This window comes from Bacteroides sp. An279 (assembly GCF_002159615.1).
GTDB lineage: Bacteria > Bacteroidota > Bacteroidia > Bacteroidales > Bacteroidaceae > Phocaeicola > Phocaeicola intestinalis.
Window position 1 is genome coordinate 1 of record NZ_NFJA01000071.1, and the last position, 19544, is coordinate 19544.

Annotated in this window: 11 protein-coding genes; 8 read left to right on the top strand and 3 right to left on the bottom strand. The window is 44.7% G+C overall.

Annotated elements, in window-relative coordinates; translation table 11 throughout:
* Positions 1–327 precede the first annotated feature (327 nt).
* On the bottom strand, positions 328–789 hold the full coding sequence (locus B5F78_RS12110) for an Lrp/AsnC family transcriptional regulator (protein WP_022040231.1): 462 nt from the start codon (positions 787–789) through the stop codon (positions 328–330).
* A gap of 198 nt (positions 790–987) precedes the next feature.
* Here B5F78_RS12110 and B5F78_RS12115 point away from each other — a divergent pair, with 198 nt between their 5' ends.
* The 8 genes from B5F78_RS12115 (at position 988) to B5F78_RS12155 (ending at position 17538) form a co-directional block, all read left to right on the top strand.
* The gene (locus B5F78_RS12115; protein ID WP_087406823.1) at positions 988–2289 is read left to right on the top strand and encodes an O-acetylhomoserine aminocarboxypropyltransferase/cysteine synthase family protein; all 1302 of its coding nucleotides are present in this window, start codon (positions 988–990) and stop codon (positions 2287–2289) included.
* Positions 2290–2646: 357 nt separating this feature from the next.
* Positions 2647–3237: an RNA polymerase sigma factor gene (locus B5F78_RS12120; RefSeq protein ID WP_241148267.1), complete on the top strand. Its 591-nt coding sequence runs from the start codon at positions 2647–2649 to the stop codon at positions 3235–3237.
* 94 nt (positions 3238–3331) lie between these two features.
* The gene (locus B5F78_RS12125) at positions 3332–4324 is read left to right on the top strand and encodes a FecR family protein (protein ID WP_087406824.1); all 993 of its coding nucleotides are present in this window, start codon (positions 3332–3334) and stop codon (positions 4322–4324) included.
* A gap of 166 nt (positions 4325–4490) precedes the next feature.
* A complete protein-coding gene (locus B5F78_RS12130) occupies positions 4491–7859 on the top strand; it encodes a TonB-dependent receptor (RefSeq protein WP_087250562.1) in 3369 nt (1122 codons plus the stop codon).
* Positions 7860–7872: 13 nt separating this feature from the next.
* Positions 7873–9339, top strand: a complete 1467-nt coding sequence (locus tag B5F78_RS12135; RefSeq protein ID WP_087406825.1) for a RagB/SusD family nutrient uptake outer membrane protein — start codon at positions 7873–7875, stop codon at positions 9337–9339.
* Positions 9340–9614: 275 nt separating this feature from the next.
* The gene (locus tag B5F78_RS12145; protein WP_087406826.1) at positions 9615–13082 is read left to right on the top strand and encodes a glycoside hydrolase family 78 protein; all 3468 of its coding nucleotides are present in this window, start codon (positions 9615–9617) and stop codon (positions 13080–13082) included.
* A 380-nt stretch (positions 13083–13462) separates the two neighbouring features.
* Positions 13463–16660, top strand: coding sequence for a TonB-dependent receptor (locus B5F78_RS12150; RefSeq protein WP_087406827.1), 3198 nt, complete (start codon positions 13463–13465; stop codon positions 16658–16660).
* A 119-nt stretch (positions 16661–16779) separates the two neighbouring features.
* The gene (locus B5F78_RS12155; RefSeq protein ID WP_087210787.1) at positions 16780–17538 is read left to right on the top strand and encodes a glycerophosphodiester phosphodiesterase; all 759 of its coding nucleotides are present in this window, start codon (positions 16780–16782) and stop codon (positions 17536–17538) included.
* A gap of 130 nt (positions 17539–17668) precedes the next feature.
* Here B5F78_RS12155 and cdaA read toward each other — a convergent pair whose 3' ends face one another.
* Complete coding sequence (gene cdaA / locus B5F78_RS12160; RefSeq protein ID WP_022040031.1) at positions 17669–18448, bottom strand: diadenylate cyclase CdaA; 780 nt, start codon at positions 18446–18448, stop codon at positions 17669–17671.
* Positions 18449–18460: 12 nt separating this feature from the next.
* Positions 18461–19327 carry a dihydropteroate synthase gene (folP, locus tag B5F78_RS12165; RefSeq protein ID WP_087406828.1) on the bottom strand — a complete coding sequence of 289 codons (867 nt, stop codon included), beginning with the start codon at positions 19325–19327 and terminating at the stop codon, positions 18461–18463.
* Between the last annotated feature and the right edge of the window lie 217 nt (positions 19328–19544).

Consider the following 19544-nt stretch of genomic DNA (forward strand, 5'->3'; position numbering starts at 1 on the left):
ACGAAGAACAGGAGCGGAAAGGACCAAAAAATCGCCCAAAGCACACACGAAAACGGATACATCAAGCCAAGAAAAACTTTTTGGAGAAATTCAAAACAGCTTCTTAATTTTGCATACACATTAAATGTCCGCAATTTGCCAAACTGACCGTATAAAAATGCAGTAGTACTGCATTTTCCGATAAAGTCTCTATTCATTTTTAGGGAGATGTATTGACTGTTTGCAGTATTCATTTGTAAAAATTAGAGTTTCTTAGAAACGGTTTCGTTTTTTGACTCATGACGGATTTTTGCAACTCTCCATTAAAAAACAGCCTTTCCCCTATTTTTAAAAATGAATACCGTATGTATGTTTCAACTCATCCATCACAAAGACACTTTCCAGCGAACTTAGATGTTCAATAGTACCTAAGACATTGAGTATGAATGCTTGATAATGTTTCATATCCTTGGCATGGATTTTTAGCAAATAATCATAGCTTCCGGAAATGTTGTAACATTCGGTCACTTCTGGAATCCCTTGCACAATGCGACTGAAATCTTGGGCAATGTCACGGTTAAGACGAGTCATCTTCACTTTACAAAAAACAATAAACCCCTGGTGAAGTTTTTCAGCATCTACTATCGCCATATATTTCTTAATGTATCCATTTGCTTCCAGCCGCTTCAGACGTTCGAACACTGGAGTAGATGACAGGCTGACCCGTGCGGCAAGTTCTTTAGTCGTAAGCCGGGCATTTTCTTGCAAAACACGAAGAATCTGCAAATCTATTTTATCTAATGTTTCCATAAAAGAATTCTATTCTGTTTTATATCCCTTTTGGAATATTACATTGTGCAGTTATTCTATTTTAGGATACAAATATAGATAGATTTTCCAAATAAAGGACAAACATTGATTGTTATTTCCAGAATTACTTATTTTGCAGAAAATATTTAGAAGAAATTCAAAACAGTTTCTTCAGTCAATAATCTTTATAAAAAAACAATGGACAAGACTAAACTTCATTTCGAAACGTTGCAATTGCATGCCGGACAAGAATTGCCCGATCCCACAACTGGTGCACGTGCCGTTCCCATTTACCAGACCGCTTCGTATGTGTTCCACGATTGCCGACATGCTGCAGACCGCTTCGCTTTGCGCGATGCCGGAAATATCTACGGACGCCTCACCAACGACACCCAGCGAGTATTGGAAGAACGCATGGCTACCCTTGAAGGAGGAGTGGCAGCTTTGGCTGTAGCCTCTGGAGCTGCAGCAGTAACTTACGCCTTGCAGAACATTTTACATACAGGCGACCATTTGGTAGCAGCCGATAACCTCTATGGAGGCTCGTACAACCTGATTACACACACGCTTGCTGAACAGGGAATTACACATACCATTGTCCGCATCAACGACCTGCATGCGCTGGAAGCTGCCATTCGTCCCGAAACAAAAGCGGTGTATGCAGAAACATTCGGCAATCCTCATTCGGATATTACCCACATAGAAGCTGTGGCAGAAGTAGCACACCGTCACGGAATACCTTTGATTGTAGATAATACCTTTGGTACTCCTTTTCTTATCCGTCCCATCGAGCATGGAGCAGACATAGTGGTTCACTCCGCTACCAAGTTTATCGGTGGCCATGGTACTTCGCTGGGCGGAATCATTGTAGACAGCGGACGTTTCGACTGGAAAGCCTATCCGAACCGCTTTCCTACAATGACTCTTCCCGACCCGAACTATCACGGAAACATTTTTACCGATGTGGCAAAAGAAGCAGCATTTGTCACCCGCATTCGGGCTGTCCTGCTCCGAGATACGGGAGCAACCATCTCACCTTTCAATGCTTTCCTGTTGTTGCAGGGACTTGAAACCTTGTCACTGCGCGTAGAGCGTCATGTGACCAATGCCCTAAAAGTAGTAAAATACCTTGTAACACACCCTATGGTGGCAAAAGTCAATCACCCTTCCCTACCTTCACATCCCAACCATGCACTGTATCTTCGCTATTTTCCACAAGGTGGTGGAAGTATCTTTACTTTCGAGATAAAAGGCGGACAAAATGAAGCATGGCGTTTCATCGATTCACTGAAAATCTTTTCACTTTTGGCAAATGTAGCGGATGTGAAAAGCCTGGTGATTCATCCTGCCACTACCACCCATTCGCAGCTTTCGCCTGAAGAGCTGAAAACGCAACACATCACGCCAGCTACCATCCGGCTTTCCATCGGTACTGAGCATATTGATGACCTGTTGGAAGATCTGGCACAAGCATTTGAAGCTTGCAATATACCCGATTAATAGAAAACATTACATGATAGAATAGCTTTTATACTTCTCGCAGCATTAATTCGTGCACATGGCTGCGTTGTTTGTAAGATTATTAATCTTCACGCCGGAAGATTATTAATCTTCAAGCTGTAAGATTAATAATCTTACAAACGATGCAGCTATATAGCGGAGAGAAAAGTGCTTGACATGCCGGATGTACAATCTGGCGTAATTGAAGAAACGGATTTGCAATCCAGCGTGACACTGGCAAAAGAAGTAACACCGACAGTGTATATTCATCCACTTTCCACCCCTATAAAATTATCAGCCCTTTCATGCTAGTATTCCCATTTAAATCGTATCTTTGCCCAATACGATAAACAATATTTGGCACCAACAGACAAGATGGACGAAAAAGACTTGATAAAAGAACTGAAATCCGGCTCGGTCACCGCCTATCGGCGACTCTATGAGCAATGGGTTTCCAAACTATACCATTTCGTCTTCCACTATGTCAAGTCGGAAGCCGTAACCGATGATATCGTACAGGAAACTTTCTTACGCATCTGGACCGGACGCGAACGGCTGGACCCTCTTTGCTCTTTCAAGTCGTACCTGTTCACCATCTCCTACCACCTGCTCCTGAAAGAACTACGCAGGCAACTGAACCATCCCTCGATGGAAGAATACCTGAAATACCAGAACGAAGCAAGCGTATCAGAAGAATATATCATTGATGACATCGATTTCGAAAGCTTCTGTACAGCCTTGGCACGAGCCAAGCAGAAACTATCTCCCCGCCAGCGAGAGATTTTCGAATGGAACAAAGAGCAAGACATTCCCGTAGCTGACATCGCTAAAAAGCTTTCCATCAGTGAACAAGTAGTGCGCAACCAGCTTTCAGCGGCACTTAAAACCATGCGTGCCGAACTCCAAAACCATGCCTTTTTGTTAAGCATCTTCCTGTTAAACCTATAAAAAAGCAACAAATCCTGCTTTATAACATACAAATCAGCATGTTATAAATCCTTTGTTCGCGGATATTACTTACAAACAAAGGAAAAACAGGCTCATGAACAAACCCAATTACGACATAGAGGATTTATTACGGAAATACCATGCCGGACATATCTCAAAAGAAGAATTTGCTCGGCTAAAAGCCGCCGTCAACCGCTCGACAGATGAAGAGATGAAAGATTTCATGGCGCGGCACTGGGACTTCTATGCCGATGAATCTCCTTTGCCCGAAGCGAAAAAAGTCCGGCTCTATCAGAACCTGGAACGGAAGATACGTGTTCCCTTATACATCCGCCTGCGGACACATTGGGTTCAAATCGCCGCATGCCTTTTGCTCGTGCTCAGTATCGTCATGTCGGCATTGCTCTACACGCAACATCACGAATTACAACAACTCACTTCACGCAATGTTGTTATCCGTTCCGGCGAATCGCCTTCTTCGGTCACCCTACCCGACGGGACCAAAGTAAAGCTGAACACCCATTCTTCGCTTACTTACCAACAAGATTTCGGACGGGAAAACCGCTGTGTAGAGCTTTCGGGTGAAGGCTATTTCAACGTAAAGCGCGACGAGAGCAAACAATTCGTCGTACAGACAGGCTTTATCAACATCACCGTACTAGGCACATCTTTCAACGTCTACGCTTACGAGGACAAAGACTTCCTGGAAATGGCTCTGGTAAAAGGAAGCGTACGGGTGAATACGGTCCGCCCACCCTACAAAAGCCTGCACGCACGTCCCAATGAAAAGATAACCTATAACAAGCATACGGGCCAGCTGATCTTGGAAACCACTTCGAACCGGGCGGAAACGGCATGGACGAAAGGCACATTGACGTTCCGCCACGCCCCGCTGCGAGAAGTGTTCCGCTCGCTGGAGCGCAAGTTCGGTGTCATTATCCGGACTTCGGACACGCTCTTTGCCAACGATGCCTATACGGGTACCTTCAAGGAAGCCACGCTGGAGAATGTCCTCGGCGTACTGAAACAGCATTACGGTTTCGGCTATACCCGTACCCAAGACACGATTCATATCGATATGAAATAATTACCGGATTTATTAACCTCAAAAACACAAGCACACATGAAAACATAACAATGCCAGCAAAAACAAGAACCTCCGGACAATCGGCAAATCGTCCGGAGGCGGAAATCAGTCCACAAAACTATGTTGCAGCATAGTTTGCATTAATGAACCAATAATCCATAATATCATGAAAAAACAAAAGAATCTGTCCGTTTCTGCGGACAAAGGTAACGAAAAACACGGTATCTCCCGTTATCTTGCGTTATCTTTATGTATGTTAACTTTTATTGGGGCATCCGCCCAGACCGGCAAAGTCAGCCTGAACCTGAAAGACGCGCCGGTGAAAGAACTGTTGAACACTATCGAAAAACAGACCCCGTACCGCTTCTCGTACCGTGACGCTGACCTGAAAGGCAAATCAAACGTCACCCTGTCGTCCCAAAGCGAAGAGCTGAAGGAAGTCTTGACACGCGAGCTTGCCCAAAGAGGGTTATTCTACCGAGTATCAGAAAATCTGATTATCATTCTCCCTGCCTCACAAAAAGATATCCCATCAAACAAGAAAAGCCTCATCAAAGGTGTAGTGAAAGATGCCAACGGTGATCCCATTATCGGTGCCAACATTACCGTAGAAGGCCAATCCATAGGTACCATCACCGATATGGATGGACAATTCACACTTGAGGCTTCGGCAGATGCAGTCTTGCACGTATCTTATATCGGATATATGTCACAAAACATTCATGCAAAAGAGGGGCAAGATTTAAACATCATTATGAAAGATGATACACGGGCGTTGGACGAAGTGGTCGTATTAGCTTATGGGACTCAAACCAAACGCAACGTTACCGGTTCTTTAGAAACGGTAGATTTTGATAAATTAGGAGATATTCCAGGGGCACAATTCGCACAAAAGCTTCAAGGACAAATCAGCGGCGTACAAATCAATCAAGGGACAGGTACTCCAGGACAAGGCATGAACATCCGAATCCGTGGTGCAGCCTCCTTGTCTACCGATTCCAGTCCGTTATACGTCGTAGACGGATTCCCTATTGTCGGGAATATAAACAATCTGAATCCCAATGAAATAGAGTCTATGACCGTATTGAAAGATGCTGCAGCTACAGCACTTTATGGTTCACGTGCCGCTTTCGGTGTTGTACTTATTACAACCAAAACAGCTAAAACCGGAAAGACCAATGTCAGCTTCAACGGATATTGGGGAGTACAAGTTGTACCTGAAAAAGGAAGGCCGGACATGATGAACGGGACAGAATGGGCACAATTCCGCAAAGAACACTACGAAGACCTAGGGGAACCCGTCCCTACAGCATTCCAAAATCCGTCGCAATACGAAAAAGGATACAGTTGGTACGATACCATGTTACGCAATGCATTAATACAAGACTATAATGTTTCTATCCAATCGGGTTCAGAAAAGTTAAAAAACTCCATTGTCGTAGGATATTTCAATCAAGATGGTGTGGTCTTGAATTCCGATTACCGACGGATTTCATTGCGTGCCAATTCTCTTTATCAAATCAATCCAAGACTAAAAGCAGCCCTGAATGTTGCACCCACATATAGTTTTGAAAATCGCCCTCTAAGTGACGGTTCCTTTTTCGGGGGAGGAGGTTTGCTGGCAAACGCCAACCTGACGCCTCCTATCTTACCTTACATGGACGAAAACGGTAATATGCCAGTATCTGTAACCACCGAAGGAGTTACAATGAATCCAATGCCCAACTGGGTGCGTTCTATTCAAGATACTTCCAATGAATATAAAACACTCAGGTTGCTTGCCAGTGCCTATATCGAATTTGAACCAATTAAAAACCTTTTCTTAAAAACAAGCATCAGCACCGATTTAGGATATGAAAACCGTCACTACTTCCAACCTTCTACAGCAGGACGTGCTTTTAACGTAGAGCCCAGTGCTTTAAATGCTAATCTAAGAGAAGAAGACAGCAACTATTATTCTTATTTGTCAGAAACTACAGCCAGCTATTCGGTTGATTGGGGCGACCATCATTTGGATGCACTGGTAGGATTTACCGTACAAAAATACCACAGTCAGTTAGGGGTTGTAACCGGAAGCAATTATGCAGATGACCGTATCCAAACCATAGATGCCGCTTTGGTTAAAAACAATCCAACCATGGATATCCAAGAATGGAGTATGATGTCTTACCTTGGAAGAATCAATTACGATTTTAAAGGGCGTTATTTGTTAGGGTTCAGCATCCGACGAGACGGTTCCTCACGATTCGGTATAAACAACCGTTGGGGTAATTTCCCCGCCGGTTCCATCGGATGGTTGGTAAACGAAGAACCTTTTATGAAAAATTTGACATGGTTATCTTTATTCAAGTTACGTGGCAGTTACGGTGTTATCGGGAATCATAATATCGGAAACTACACACAATACAACACCATCGATATCACGCAAGGAGGCGTTTTCGGCAATACAGTTGTAAACGGAAGCCAAGTCACCAATCTTGGAAATCCAAACTTAGGATGGGAAAAAACCAGAGAACTGGATTTGGGTGTAGACCTTTCGTTCTTAAACAACCGGATTACATTTACTTATGATTATTATAAGAAAATAACAGACAATCTACTTTATTCCATGTCCGTACCCCGTGAATCAGGTTTCCAAACCATTACAGGCAATGTGGGTAAAATAAAATTCTGGGGACATGAATTCAGCATCAATTCACACAACCTGGTTGGCGCTTTCAAATGGGATACTAATTTCAATATTGCATTCAGCGATAACCGGGTTCTTGCTCTGTCGGGCATGAGCGATTACATGCTGGCTCAAACCGGCATTGTACAGACTATTACTAAAGTAGGTGGCAGAATAGGACAATTCTACGGTATGGTTCAAGAAGGCGTCTATGTAAATCAAGCTGATTATGATAATTCTCCGAAAGCTGTAGACTCTGAAGTAGGAACTATCAAATTTAAAGACGTGAACAATGATGGAACCATTACGTATGATGACATGGGAGGCGATAAGACCGAATTGGGAAATCCATTCCCAAAATTCACTTATGGACTGACCAATACTTTCTCATATAAGAATTTTGACCTGTCCATAGTATGTGCCGGTTCGTATGGAAACAAAATAGTGGCAGTAAGCGAACAAGGGACGACCAACCTTGATGGTAATTTCAATGTACTGAAAGAAGTAAAAGACAGATGGCGTTCACCCGAAAACCCAGGGGCTGGGAAATATGGTAAAACGACAAGCGGGACAGGACGTGAAAGAGACATTTTGCATTCCCGGTTTATTTGTGATGGCAGCCATTTTACCATCAAAAATATCACGTTTGGCTATACCTTTCCTGCGCGCCTTATCAAATACGTACAAAACTTGAGATTATACGCCAGCATACAGCAACCTTTGGTCTTAACCAAATACAAATATGCAAATCCTGAAGTAGGAGTTGATTTTGACGGGAATTCTCCCAATGCACTATTGCAGGGGATTGATTTTTCCACTTATCCTATTCCAAGAACATTTACAATCGGACTGAATGTATCATTTTAAATAATTTAACGATATGAAAATTAAACATTCATTTTACACCATATTGCTAGCTTGTGCTTTTACCAGTTGTGACAATTTTCTCGATATACCTTCAGATACATCATTAAGTTCTGAAGTTTATTATCAATCACAAAATGATTTCGAACAAGCTATAAACGGATGTTATTCGTTTTTACGGACATTATACAGTGGAAGTAATGGTGCGTGGGCCATGGGAGAACTACGTTCCGATAATACGACTTATGTATATAACCCGACAGACAGAGGAACCATTTCTGCTGAATTCGTCAAAGATTTCCTTGACGATGCAAACAACAGCGTACCATTACATAAATATGTAACCAATTACAGCATGATTTCTAACATCAACTATATTTTAGCCTTTATAGATAATGTAGAATTCGATGAATCCGTAAAAAACAACATCAAAGGACAAGCCTATTTTTTGCGTGCCTTAGCCTATTTTGATTTAGTTCAATACTTCGGATCGGTGCCTCTGCATTTGACCCCTGTACAAACAGAAGAGGAAACCGCTTTGCCCTTGTCCGATACAGAAACCATCTATGCTCAGATCATTCAAGATGCTGAAACTGCTGCCAACCTACTCCCAGACAAGTCACATCAAGACCCTGGACGGGCTACATCCGGAGCAGCTAATACACTTTTAGGAAATGTATATATCAACCTACAGAACTGGAGTGAAGCAGAACGCGTTTTAAAAGAGGTCAACGGATACGACTTGTATGAAAATTATGCCGATGCATTCGAACCTGCCAATAAAAATGGTATAGAATCTGTCTTTGAAGTACAGTTCAAACAAGGAAATGAAGGTTATGCCAGCAATTTCTTTTATGTTTTTTTAGTGCAACCCATTACAGCCGAAGAAGTTTCTGCAATAACTGGTATCGAAGAAAATTCGTATATTGTTGAAGGATATAATATCCCGACACCAGATATTATAAATGCTTATGAGACTGGGGATGATCGTAAAGATGCTTCAATAGGAATGTTAACGGCATCAGGGAAACAATATCCTTATATAAAAAAGTATTGCCACCCACATGCCTTAACCAATAATACAGACGATAATTGGCCTGTATATCGCTATTCCGAAGTTCTTTTATTTTTGGCAGAAGCACTTAATGAACAAAATAAGACAGATGAAGCCTTAACATACCTGAATAGAGTCAGAAACCGAGCTGGACTAGCAAATACATCTGTTACCGGACAAGACGCAATCCGTGAAGCCATTTTCAAAGAAAGAAGAGTAGAACTTGCTTTTGAAAACAAGCGATGGCTCGATTTAGTACGTTCCGGACAAGCGGAAACTGTAATGAAAGCTTATGGAGAACGGGTAAAAGCCAATCCTCAGGCATATTATTTCCCAGACGGATATTCGGTAGCATCCAATTCTTATTTAGACATTCGGCTTTTGTTCCCGTTACCTGCATCTGAAGCTGCTCTGACACCGTATTTTTAGAAACAGTTTTGAATTTATCGTGTGCTGATTGGGGATGAGTTTTTAAGGCATTTCCGCTTCTGTGATAAGGAAGACAGCCCTCTATCTTCCTTATCACAGAAGCGGAAATGGCCCCAAAACCGCCCAAAGCACACACGATAACGAATACATCAAGACAAGAAAAACTTTTTGGAGAAATTCAAAACGGTTTCTTATTACTGATATGTTAATCTTATCGATAAAATTTATATTTTCGCAATCGAACTTTTCTACAACCATGCAATACATCAATTGATATGAACAAGAACACGTTTTTATTATTAGTTATCTGCTGGATACAAGGATTCTGTTTGTCTGCCGCTAAATTGCAGAACCTAAAAGTAGAATATGCCACATGTCCTATCGGAATAGATGTACCTGCTCCACGGTTCAGCTGGCAAATAGCGGCTGATGATAATGAATATGGCATCCGACAGACCGCTTATCATTTAAAGGTATATGATGAATCGGGACTATGTGTATGGGATTCCGGGAAAACACCGGACAGACGGTCGCTAAACATCGTGTACAATGGAAGTGTGCTCCAACCGGAGACCCGTTACACATGGAAGCTGGAGGCCTGGACGCAAGAAGAATATCTTTCGGCATCGTCTTGGTTCGAAACCGGCATCATGGCACAAAACGATGCAGACGAACGATGGCAAGATGCCCGATGGATTGGCGGAGGAGACGGGGACATGGTGCTCTATTCGCATTACCTGCCTGTATTCCGTCTGAACTATGTGTTCCGGTTAGACAGGCAGACAACTCAAACGGCTTTCCTTTATGGAGCCAACGACGAAAGACTGATGGACAAGAACAAGAACCTGTACGGACTGACAAACAAGAGGGACCAATCTTATATCAAGATAGAACTGGATGCCCGTACAGTGCAAAGCGGAGGGCAAGCCATCGTCAAGGTGTACAGGGCTGGCTTTTGTCCTACAGATAAACCACAAGTTCCGTTGGACACGTTCCATATCCCTGCTTCGCTATTCAATAAGCACAACCTGTACAAAGAACACAGGCTTTTCTTAAGTTCCAACCTAGGATTTACACAATTCGCTTTCGACAATGAAACACATCGCATCGGGGAAACCAACCTGAACCCGCTGGGACAAGGAGGAGACTTTATTGCCTTTCCTGTATTGGGCGATGTGGGATTCTGCCTGCAACAAGGAAAACTCCTTGCAGACTCACGGATAGAAATCAGGAATTTCAGAAATCCAAGCAATCTGCTGGTCACTTTGTATCCTCCCTCTTCCGAAACACTGAACGGCATCAACCTCAGTGCATACCTGACCAATCCCAGCCGGAACGCTTCCCCCATGCTGCGTACCGTATTTCATACACAAGACAAAAAGATAGCCAAAGCACGCTTGTATGTCACCGCACGCGGCATCTACGACTTCTACATCAACGGGAAACGTGTTGGCAATGATTATTTCAATCCGGGAGCAACTCAATACAACAAGACTCATCTGTATCAGACTTTCGACATAACCTCTTATCTGCAGGAAGGTGCAAACGCCGCAGGTGCCATTCTGTCGGAAGGATGGTGGAGTGGAGGGTGTACCTTTACTGGTGAAAACTGGAACTATTTCGGCGACCGCCAATCCCTGCTTGCCAAACTGACCATCACCTATGCAGACGGAGAAACGGAACATATTGTAACCCGTCCCGACACATGGAAGATTTTCAGCTATGGACCTGTGATATACGGCAGCTTCTTCCAAGGAGAAGTGTACGACGCCCGGAGAGAAAGTGATATAGAAGGATGGAGCACAGCTTCGTATGACGATACCAAATGGCATGCTGCCCAAGAAGTCCCTTTAGATGGAACCATCTGTACAACAAGCGAAGAAAACATTCCACGGGTAGACGATTATTCCCATTATCATCTGACCGGGCAATTCGGACCTACCGTAAAGGCCGTTAAGGAACTGACCGCACAATCAGTGGAAGAAGTCCGCCCAGGAGTCTTTGTCTACGACATGGGACAAAACATGGCAGGCGTCCCCCGCATCACCCTGACAGAATGCAAGCCCGGACAACGAGTGTGCCTGCGGTTTGCCGAGGTGAAATATCCATCTCTTCCTGCTTATAAAGAACACGAAGGCATGATTATGCTGGAAAATATACGTGCAGCTATGGCGCAAGATATATACATTGCCCGTGGAGGTTATGAAACCATTGCACCACGCTTTACTTTCCATGGCTATCGCTTTATCGAGATAACCGGTATCGACCGCCCTTTACCGTTGGAAGCTGTCAAAAGCACCATACTCAGTTCGGTCGCCCACCTGGCTTCCCACTATAAGACTTCCAATCCGAAAGTAAACAAGTTGTGGGAGAACATTACGTGGTCTACTTATGCCAACTTCCTTTCAATACCTACCGATTGCCCCCAACGTAATGAACGGTTAGGATGGGCAGGCGACATTTCGGTATTTTCGCGTGCCGCTACTTATCTGACAGATGCTTCCCAATTCCTGCACCGTTATCTTTGTGCCATGCGTGACGTTCAACGGCAGGACGGGCGTTTTGCCGACATTGCCCCACTAGGAGGCGGATTCGGCGGAATGCTATGGGGAAGTGCCGGCATCACCATCCCTTGGGAATGTTACCTGCAATACCAAGACAAAGCTTTGCTGGAAGAACATTATCCTGCCATGAAGCATTATATGCAATACCTCCTCGACCAATGCATCAATAAAGAAACCGGCATATTGGATCAGGGAGAAAGCTGGTGGGGCAATTTAGGTGATTGGTTGGGACCGGAAAATAATCGGAATGACAATACCCTGCTTTGGGAAGCTTATTTCATCTATGACCTGAACATTATGCAGCAAGTGGCAGGCATATTGGGACATAAAGAAGACAACGCTTTTTATGCCAAATTACACTCGGATCGCATAAAATTCTTCAATAAAACCTATATTGAGCCGGAAACAGGATGTACCCGTTTTGCCTGCAAAGAAAGCCCAATAGATACCCAGACTTCGTATGTATTGCCTCTGGCTTTCGGAATCATCCCAGACAGCATGCGCTCTAAAGTTGCCGCCTGCCTGCAAAACACCATAGCACGCAAAAATAAAACAGACGAAGGCATAACGTGCCCGCCTTATTCATTGATGACCGGATTCATCGGGACAGCATGGATTTGTAAAGCACTCTCCGATTGTGGGTATAGCGATACAGCTTACCGCCTGCTTCAACAAACCTCCTATCCGTCGTGGCTATATTCGGTAGAGCAAGGTGCTACCACCATTTGGGAACGGCTCAACTCGTATACGCACACTGATGGGTTCGGCAAAAACAACCGGATGAACTCGTTCAACCATTATTCTTTCGGAGCGGTATGTTCGTGGATGTACAACTATTCGTTAGGCATACGGCCTGATGCCGGCAATCCAGGATTCCAACATTTCTTCCTACAACCTACGCCTGACCCTACAGGAAGAATGACCTACGCCCACGGATATTACGATTCGACTTACGGACGGATTGAAAGTGGCTGGGAAATTACATCCCAATCTGTCAGATATACTTTTTCCATCCCAGCCAATACAAGTGCCACAGTCCGCGTGCCTGCCACCAATTTCAAGGAAGTCAAGATGAATAATGCCCTTCTTCAAGAACATACGGATTTCAAAAAAGAGAACCGGTATATAACTTTAGAATTAGAATCGGGCATATATACGATGGAAATATCCGGCAAATAAACAATCCCATAGAATTCCATATTTTATAATAAGGAGTTAGAGAGGGAGTTATTTCAGGGAGTCAGAAGCCAATACCTTTTCCTGCCAGTTTTCGTAAGCAGGAGTATTGGCTTTTATACTTTAAAGACAGCATTCAAGCATGCTTTTTGATGAACATAAGTGAATTGGCAATCTCACATAAGTAACTCAGTCATCCCACATAAGTAAGTCGGTCTTATCACTTATGTTCGTTTGAGAGTGTCTTTTGGCAAATTTCTTTTCGTACCATGTAATATCCACGTAACACAAATCACACGGTTTCTTTACACATCGGTCATGGAGATGTAATACGCCTGCTTTACTTTTGTTGCATCAATTTAACAAACACTTAACTAAAGATTATGACAACAAAAATCAAGCAAGCGTTATTGCTTCTCTGTATCCTGTTCATCCTGCCGGGATACTTGTTTGCCCAAGATGACCGTGCCGTTATTACGGGCATTGTGACCGATGAAACCGATTTGGGAGTCATCGGTGCCACTGTGCAAGTAAGAAACGAGTCAACGGGCTTCAGCACAGGCTCTATCACGAACGAGAATGGTGAATACACCATCAAACAGCTTCCGTTGGGAGGTCCGTACACAATTAAGGTGTCCTACATCGGATATGGGGACCAGACGAAAAGCGGATATACCCTGAACCAAGGCGACCAAGTGCGTATCGATTTCCAGATGAAAGAAGAATCCATTACCATGGAAGCCGTGGAGGTGGTTGCCAACTCATTAAAAAATACCATTGCCACTACCGGTTCGGCAACTTCAGTCACCGAACAAGACTTGGAAAAACTTCCGGTAAACGGACGTAACTTTACTTCGCTAGTCGACCTATCCCCGCTCAGCACCGGCTCCAGCCTTTCGGGCCAGTTGGCTTCTTCTACCAACTATACCATCGATGGTATGACGGCAAAGAATCCGACTTCGGGAGGTAGTACGACAAGCCGTAACGGAGTGCCTTACGCCATCTCCATGGAGGCTATCCGTGAGTTTAAGGTAGTGACCAACCAATACGATGTGACTAACGGACGTGCCGGAGGAGGTACGGTAAGCACTGTAACCAAGTCGGGTACGAATACCTTGACCGGTAGTGCGTTCGTATACGGACGTGCCAACTGGCTCTCCAGCCCGTATGACATCCGTGGCAACAAGCGGAGCAACGACTTCTCCACCTACCAGTTCGGTGCCTCGCTGGGAGGAGCTATTGTGAAAGACCGTGCCCACTTCTTTATTACGTGGGACCATCAGGCAGACTCTCGCCCACTCTATATCGCCGATATCCAAAACGCTACCGACGAGCAACGCTATAGCTTGAGTACAGATACCCGCGACCGTTTCTTGCAAATCGCCCGCGACAAATATGGCGTGGCAAATACACCGCAATTCGGCGCATTCGATAAAAAACAAAGCACCGATGCCGTATTCGCCCGCTTAGACTGGCAAATCAATGCCACCAACCTCTTGACCTTCACCGACAACTTCGTGAACGACATGAACAACTTAGGATTGGGCGACAATACCAGCATCACGATGTATGAATCGTACGGAAACGTACACTCGTTGAACAACAGTGCCTTGGCAACCCTGCGTTCGGTGGTAGGTCCGCGAGGCACGAACGAATTGAAAGTGCAACACCTTTATACATTAGAGAAATCAATGCCGGGCGACGAGCTTCCCTCTGCCAACATCCCACGTGCCATCGTAGAAGATGTAGAATCGGTTGTAAACGGGAAAAACGTATATACTAACATTCAGTTAGGAGGCCAGCGTTATTGCCCTGAAAACTTCTACAACCACGTGCTCCAATTAGTAGACAATTTCTATTACAACACAAAACGAATCAATTATACTTTCGGTGTAGACCTGATGTACACCCACATGAATTCGCGCTACGGAAGCGAGACCAACGGACGCTTCTACTTTAACGGACTGGACGCTTTTGAAAGCCTTACCCCTTCCCGTTATGTACGCGAACTCTACCTTACGGCAGACGACCGCGTGAAACAGAACATCATGAACGCCGGTGCTTACGCGCAATTGCAGACCAAGCTGTTCCCCGGTTTCGAGCTGATAGCCGGACTCCGCTTGGACAACGCTACCTATTTCAATAAAGGAACATTCAACCAGACCGTGTACGATGACTTAGGCTTACGCACCGACAACGGTCTCTCTACTTTCCAAGTACAGCCCCGTGTGCAAATCACCTGGGACATCAATGACAAGCACCGCGACATCATCCGTTTGGGCGGCGGTATCTTTGCCTCGGACATCAACAACTATGCGATGATTAACAACATGGTGTTCGACGGAACCCGCACGGCATCTATCGATGTAACGCTTGACCCGAGAAACGCCAACTATAATGAATTGCTTAACCTGCTACGTCCCGACTTCCCTGCCTATCGCCAAGATCCATCGAAGGCTCCGGGAACAGAACTGTTCAACAATCCGAACATAGAAAAGCTCTCCACCATTAACCTAAACGGAGCAGATTGCAAGGTACCGGTCATCTACAAGGCGAACCTTTCGTACACCCATTTCTTCAACGACCGCCTGAAAGTAACCGTAGGCGGATATATGACCTTGGGACGGAACAACTACATGTACGTAGACCGCAACATGGTAGACCAGCCTTACTTCCGCCTTGCAGCCGAAGGCAACCGAGGCATTTATGTGCCAGCAGAGACCATTAAAGACAATGGTGAAGTGGACTGGAGAGAAAGCCGTAAGACCAAAAATGTGGGTCGTGTGTTGGAAATGGTGAGCGAAGGCAAAGTCAACCAGTTCGCCTTCGTGGTAGAAGGAACGTGGAGATACTTCAAGGATGGACAGCTCTCGGTAAGCTATACCTGGAACGATACAAAAGACAATACCTCGTACAACGGAAACGTGGCAAACTCGGCAACCCTCTCGCAAATGGTGGTAGACGACCCACGCGACTTGAGCAAAATGACTTACTCCAACAACCAGTTCCGCCACAAAGTAGTGGTTTACGGAACAGCTCCCACTTTCTGGGGCATCAGCATCGGCGCACGCTTCTCGGGCATCGGCGGAACACGTTATTCGCTTGCCGTAAGCGGAAACCTGAACGGAGACTTTGTAGATTCGAATGATTTGGCTTACATTTACGACCCGAACGACCCAGCCACCCCACAATACTTGCGCGACGGCATCAATGACATCTTGAACAATCCGGAAGTAGAACAAAGCACCAAGGACTATATCCGTAAGAGCTTTGGCAAGGTGGCTGAACGCAACGGTGGTGTAAACGGTTTCTACGGCACACTTGATTTGCGTCTTACCAAGAAGTTCAATCTCTACAAAAAACACAGTCTGGAATTGTCGGTCGACATCTTCAATGTGGCAAACCTGCTGAACAAAGACTGGGGTGCCGGACACACCTTGGGCAAGCAGAACATCTACTCTATCAAGAGCTTCGACCAAGATACCAAACAGTTTGTATATAACGTGAACCCGAACACCGGCGTGTCGAGCCTGAACGGTACACCGTACCAGTTCCAGATAGGCTTGAGATACGCATTCTGATTTAAGAGTTGACTAGGTATCAGGTACCAGGTGACTAGGCTTAAATAGTCGTGACAATGGTACCTAGTACCTAGTCACCTAACACCTAGTCACCTAACAATAAAAACCATAAAACAAACATGAAAACAAGAAAACTTTTCCTCGCTTGCGCCTGCGCACTTTTCGCATTGGCGGCACAAGCACAGACCCAAGTCATCGCACACCGCGGATTCTGGAAGGCAGAAGGCTCTGCACAAAACTCTATCACAGCACTGAAGAAAGCCGCTGAAGCCCAAGTATACGGTTCAGAATTCGACGTGCAACTGACCAAAGACGGCATCGTTGTTGTGAATCATGATGACACCATCGGAGGTTATACGATTGCCGAAACCGACTATGCCACACTGAAAGACCTGAAACTGAAGAACGGCGAAACTCTTCCCACGCTGGAAGACTACCTGAAAGCCGGCAAGCAATTACCCGACATCCAGCTCATCCTCGAAATAAAACCTCATAAGACAGAAGCACAAGAAAATCGGATTTCTGCCGATTGCGTCAAAATGGTGAAAGAAATGGGTATGGAAAAACAAGTGGAATACATTTCATTCAGCATGCATGTATGCGAACAGCTGGTCAAACTGACTCCGGGTTCGGAAATCGCCTACCTGAAAAGCGACATCGCCCCCAAAGACATCAAGGCGAAAGGCATGACCGGCATCGACTATTATTATAAGGTATTCGACAAGCACCCCGAATGGGTGAAGGAAGCGCACGACCTGGGCATGAAGGTCAACGCATGGACGGTGGACGAAACGGCCGATATGCAGAAACTTATCGACTTGAAAGTGGACTACCTCACCACCGACCAACCGCTGGAAGCGAAAGAACTCGTTAAATAAGATAATCCATTATCTTCTCCACAGCACCGTGTCAGACATGCATAAGTTGTGTATCTTCGCAACATGCATCTGACACTTTTTTTTATGAATTCCGCATTCCGCCAATGCAGGAACGAGATTAGGTCGCCCGTCATTGCATTGTTGCCTCCGTAAGCATCCGTTCCAGTTCCTCTGCGCTGAGGCGCAAATGAAACTCCCCCTGATAAGCGATGGAAATTCCTCCCGTCTCTTCCGACACAATGATAGCCATGGCATCGGTTTCCTGCGAAATACCCAAAGCAGCACGGTGTCTTAACCCAAGTTCTTTCGGTATGTTCAGATTATGCGATACGGGCAGGATACAACCGGCAGCCTCAATACGTTTGTGGCTGATAATCATAGCTCCGTCGTGTAAAGGACTATTCTTGAAGAAAATATTTTCTATCAGCCGTTGATTGATACTGGCATCAATGATATCACCTGTTCGGGCGATATCGTCTAACGGAAAGTCACGTTCCATCACAATAAGGGCACCTACCTTTCCTTTGCTCATATTAAGACACGCCATGACAATGGGCATGATGTCTTCCTTTCCTCCATCGCTTTTCTGCTTGCCTTTGAAAAAACGGAGCAGACTATTCGTACTGTGACGAGAACCTAATGAAAGCAGGAAGTGACGAATTTCATCTTGAAACAGAACAATGATGGCAATCACTCCCACACTGACCAGTTTATCAAAGATAGAACCAAGCAGACGCATCTGTAACACTTGCGACACGATGACCCAAATCACGATAAACACCAAAATACCGGTAAACACATTGATAGAGCCTGACGACTTCATCAATTTATAAGTCTTGTAAAGCAAAAAAGCTACAAGCAGGATGTCAATGACATCTTTAATGGTTAGGATGGTAAAACTGAAGGGCATGGCAATAACTGGTTAAGATGGAGTGATGAAAGTGGGGTGTTGCATGGCAGAAACGATTTTCACAACTTCAACGGCAGCTTTTACATCGTGCACACGCAGAATGTCGGCACCTTTTGTCAAGGCAATGGTGTTGATGGCAGTCGTACCATTCAGTGCATCCTCCGGTTCTCCTCCCAGCAGTCTGTATATCATAGATTTGCGTGAGACTCCCACCAATATGGGCAACTCGAAAATGCTGAATTCCTCCAATTGGCTGAGTAATGCATAATTATGTGTCAATGTCTTCCCAAATCCGAATCCCGGATCGAGAATGATATCTTTCACCCCTAAATCACGCAATCGTTGCACTTTTTCAGAAAAGTAATACATCACGTCCTTCACGACATTGTCGTAATGCGGATGAGTCTGCATGGTTTGCGGTGTGCCCTGCATGTGCATAATAATATAAGGTATACCTAAGCGGGCAACTGTAGGAAACATATCAGCATCCATCATACCAGCAGAAATATCGTTAATGATGGACACACCATATTCCTCCACACACATCCGCGCGACATCAGCACGAAACGTATCTACAGAAACCACAGCTTCGGGCAGTTCACGCCGGATAACGGAAAGCCCGAAACGCAACCGTCTCATTTCTTCTTCGGGACTGACATCCTCGGCATTCGGACGTGAAGAATATGCGCCGATATCAATTATGCTTCCGCCTTCATCCACTATCTGATGCACACGCACAGCTATATCCGTTTCATTCTGCTTGCGGCTTCCAGCAAAAAAAGAATCGGGTGTTACATTCAATATGCCCATTACTTGCGGATGCGACAAGTCCATCAGTTGACCGTTTACGTTTATATATTTGATGATGTTTCTGTCCATTTCAAACTCGGTATAAAATCGATGCAAATGTACACACAATAATTTGGATTTAATAGTGATGGCTTTGGATTTTTTCAAGGGCTTTTTTTAGAAAGGCCCTAATTATATAATAGAGTTTATGTAAATTAGTTATGATAGTTCCAAGGGTTGATTTTAATTCTGAGATTATGCAGTGCCATACATGTGGAAAAGATGTTTTCTACAAAGTTGTTTGCCC

Coding starts and splice junctions, on each gene's coding strand:
- B5F78_RS12110 (WP_022040231.1), bottom strand. CDS start 789: ATGGAAACATTAGATAAAATAGATTTGCAGATTCTTCGTGTTTTGCAA.
- B5F78_RS12115 (WP_087406823.1), top strand. CDS start 988: ATGGACAAGACTAAACTTCATTTCGAAACGTTGCAATTGCATGCCGGA.
- B5F78_RS12125 (WP_087406824.1), top strand. CDS start 3,332: ATGAACAAACCCAATTACGACATAGAGGATTTATTACGGAAATACCAT.
- B5F78_RS12130 (WP_087250562.1), top strand. CDS start 4,491: ATGAAAAAACAAAAGAATCTGTCCGTTTCTGCGGACAAAGGTAACGAA.
- B5F78_RS12135 (WP_087406825.1), top strand. CDS start 7,873: ATGAAAATTAAACATTCATTTTACACCATATTGCTAGCTTGTGCTTTT.
- B5F78_RS12145 (WP_087406826.1), top strand. CDS start 9,615: ATGAACAAGAACACGTTTTTATTATTAGTTATCTGCTGGATACAAGGA.
- B5F78_RS12150 (WP_087406827.1), top strand. CDS start 13,463: ATGACAACAAAAATCAAGCAAGCGTTATTGCTTCTCTGTATCCTGTTC.
- B5F78_RS12155 (WP_087210787.1), top strand. CDS start 16,780: ATGAAAACAAGAAAACTTTTCCTCGCTTGCGCCTGCGCACTTTTCGCA.
- cdaA (WP_022040031.1), bottom strand. CDS start 18,448: ATGCCCTTCAGTTTTACCATCCTAACCATTAAAGATGTCATTGACATC.
- folP (WP_087406828.1), bottom strand. CDS start 19,327: ATGGACAGAAACATCATCAAATATATAAACGTAAACGGTCAACTGATG.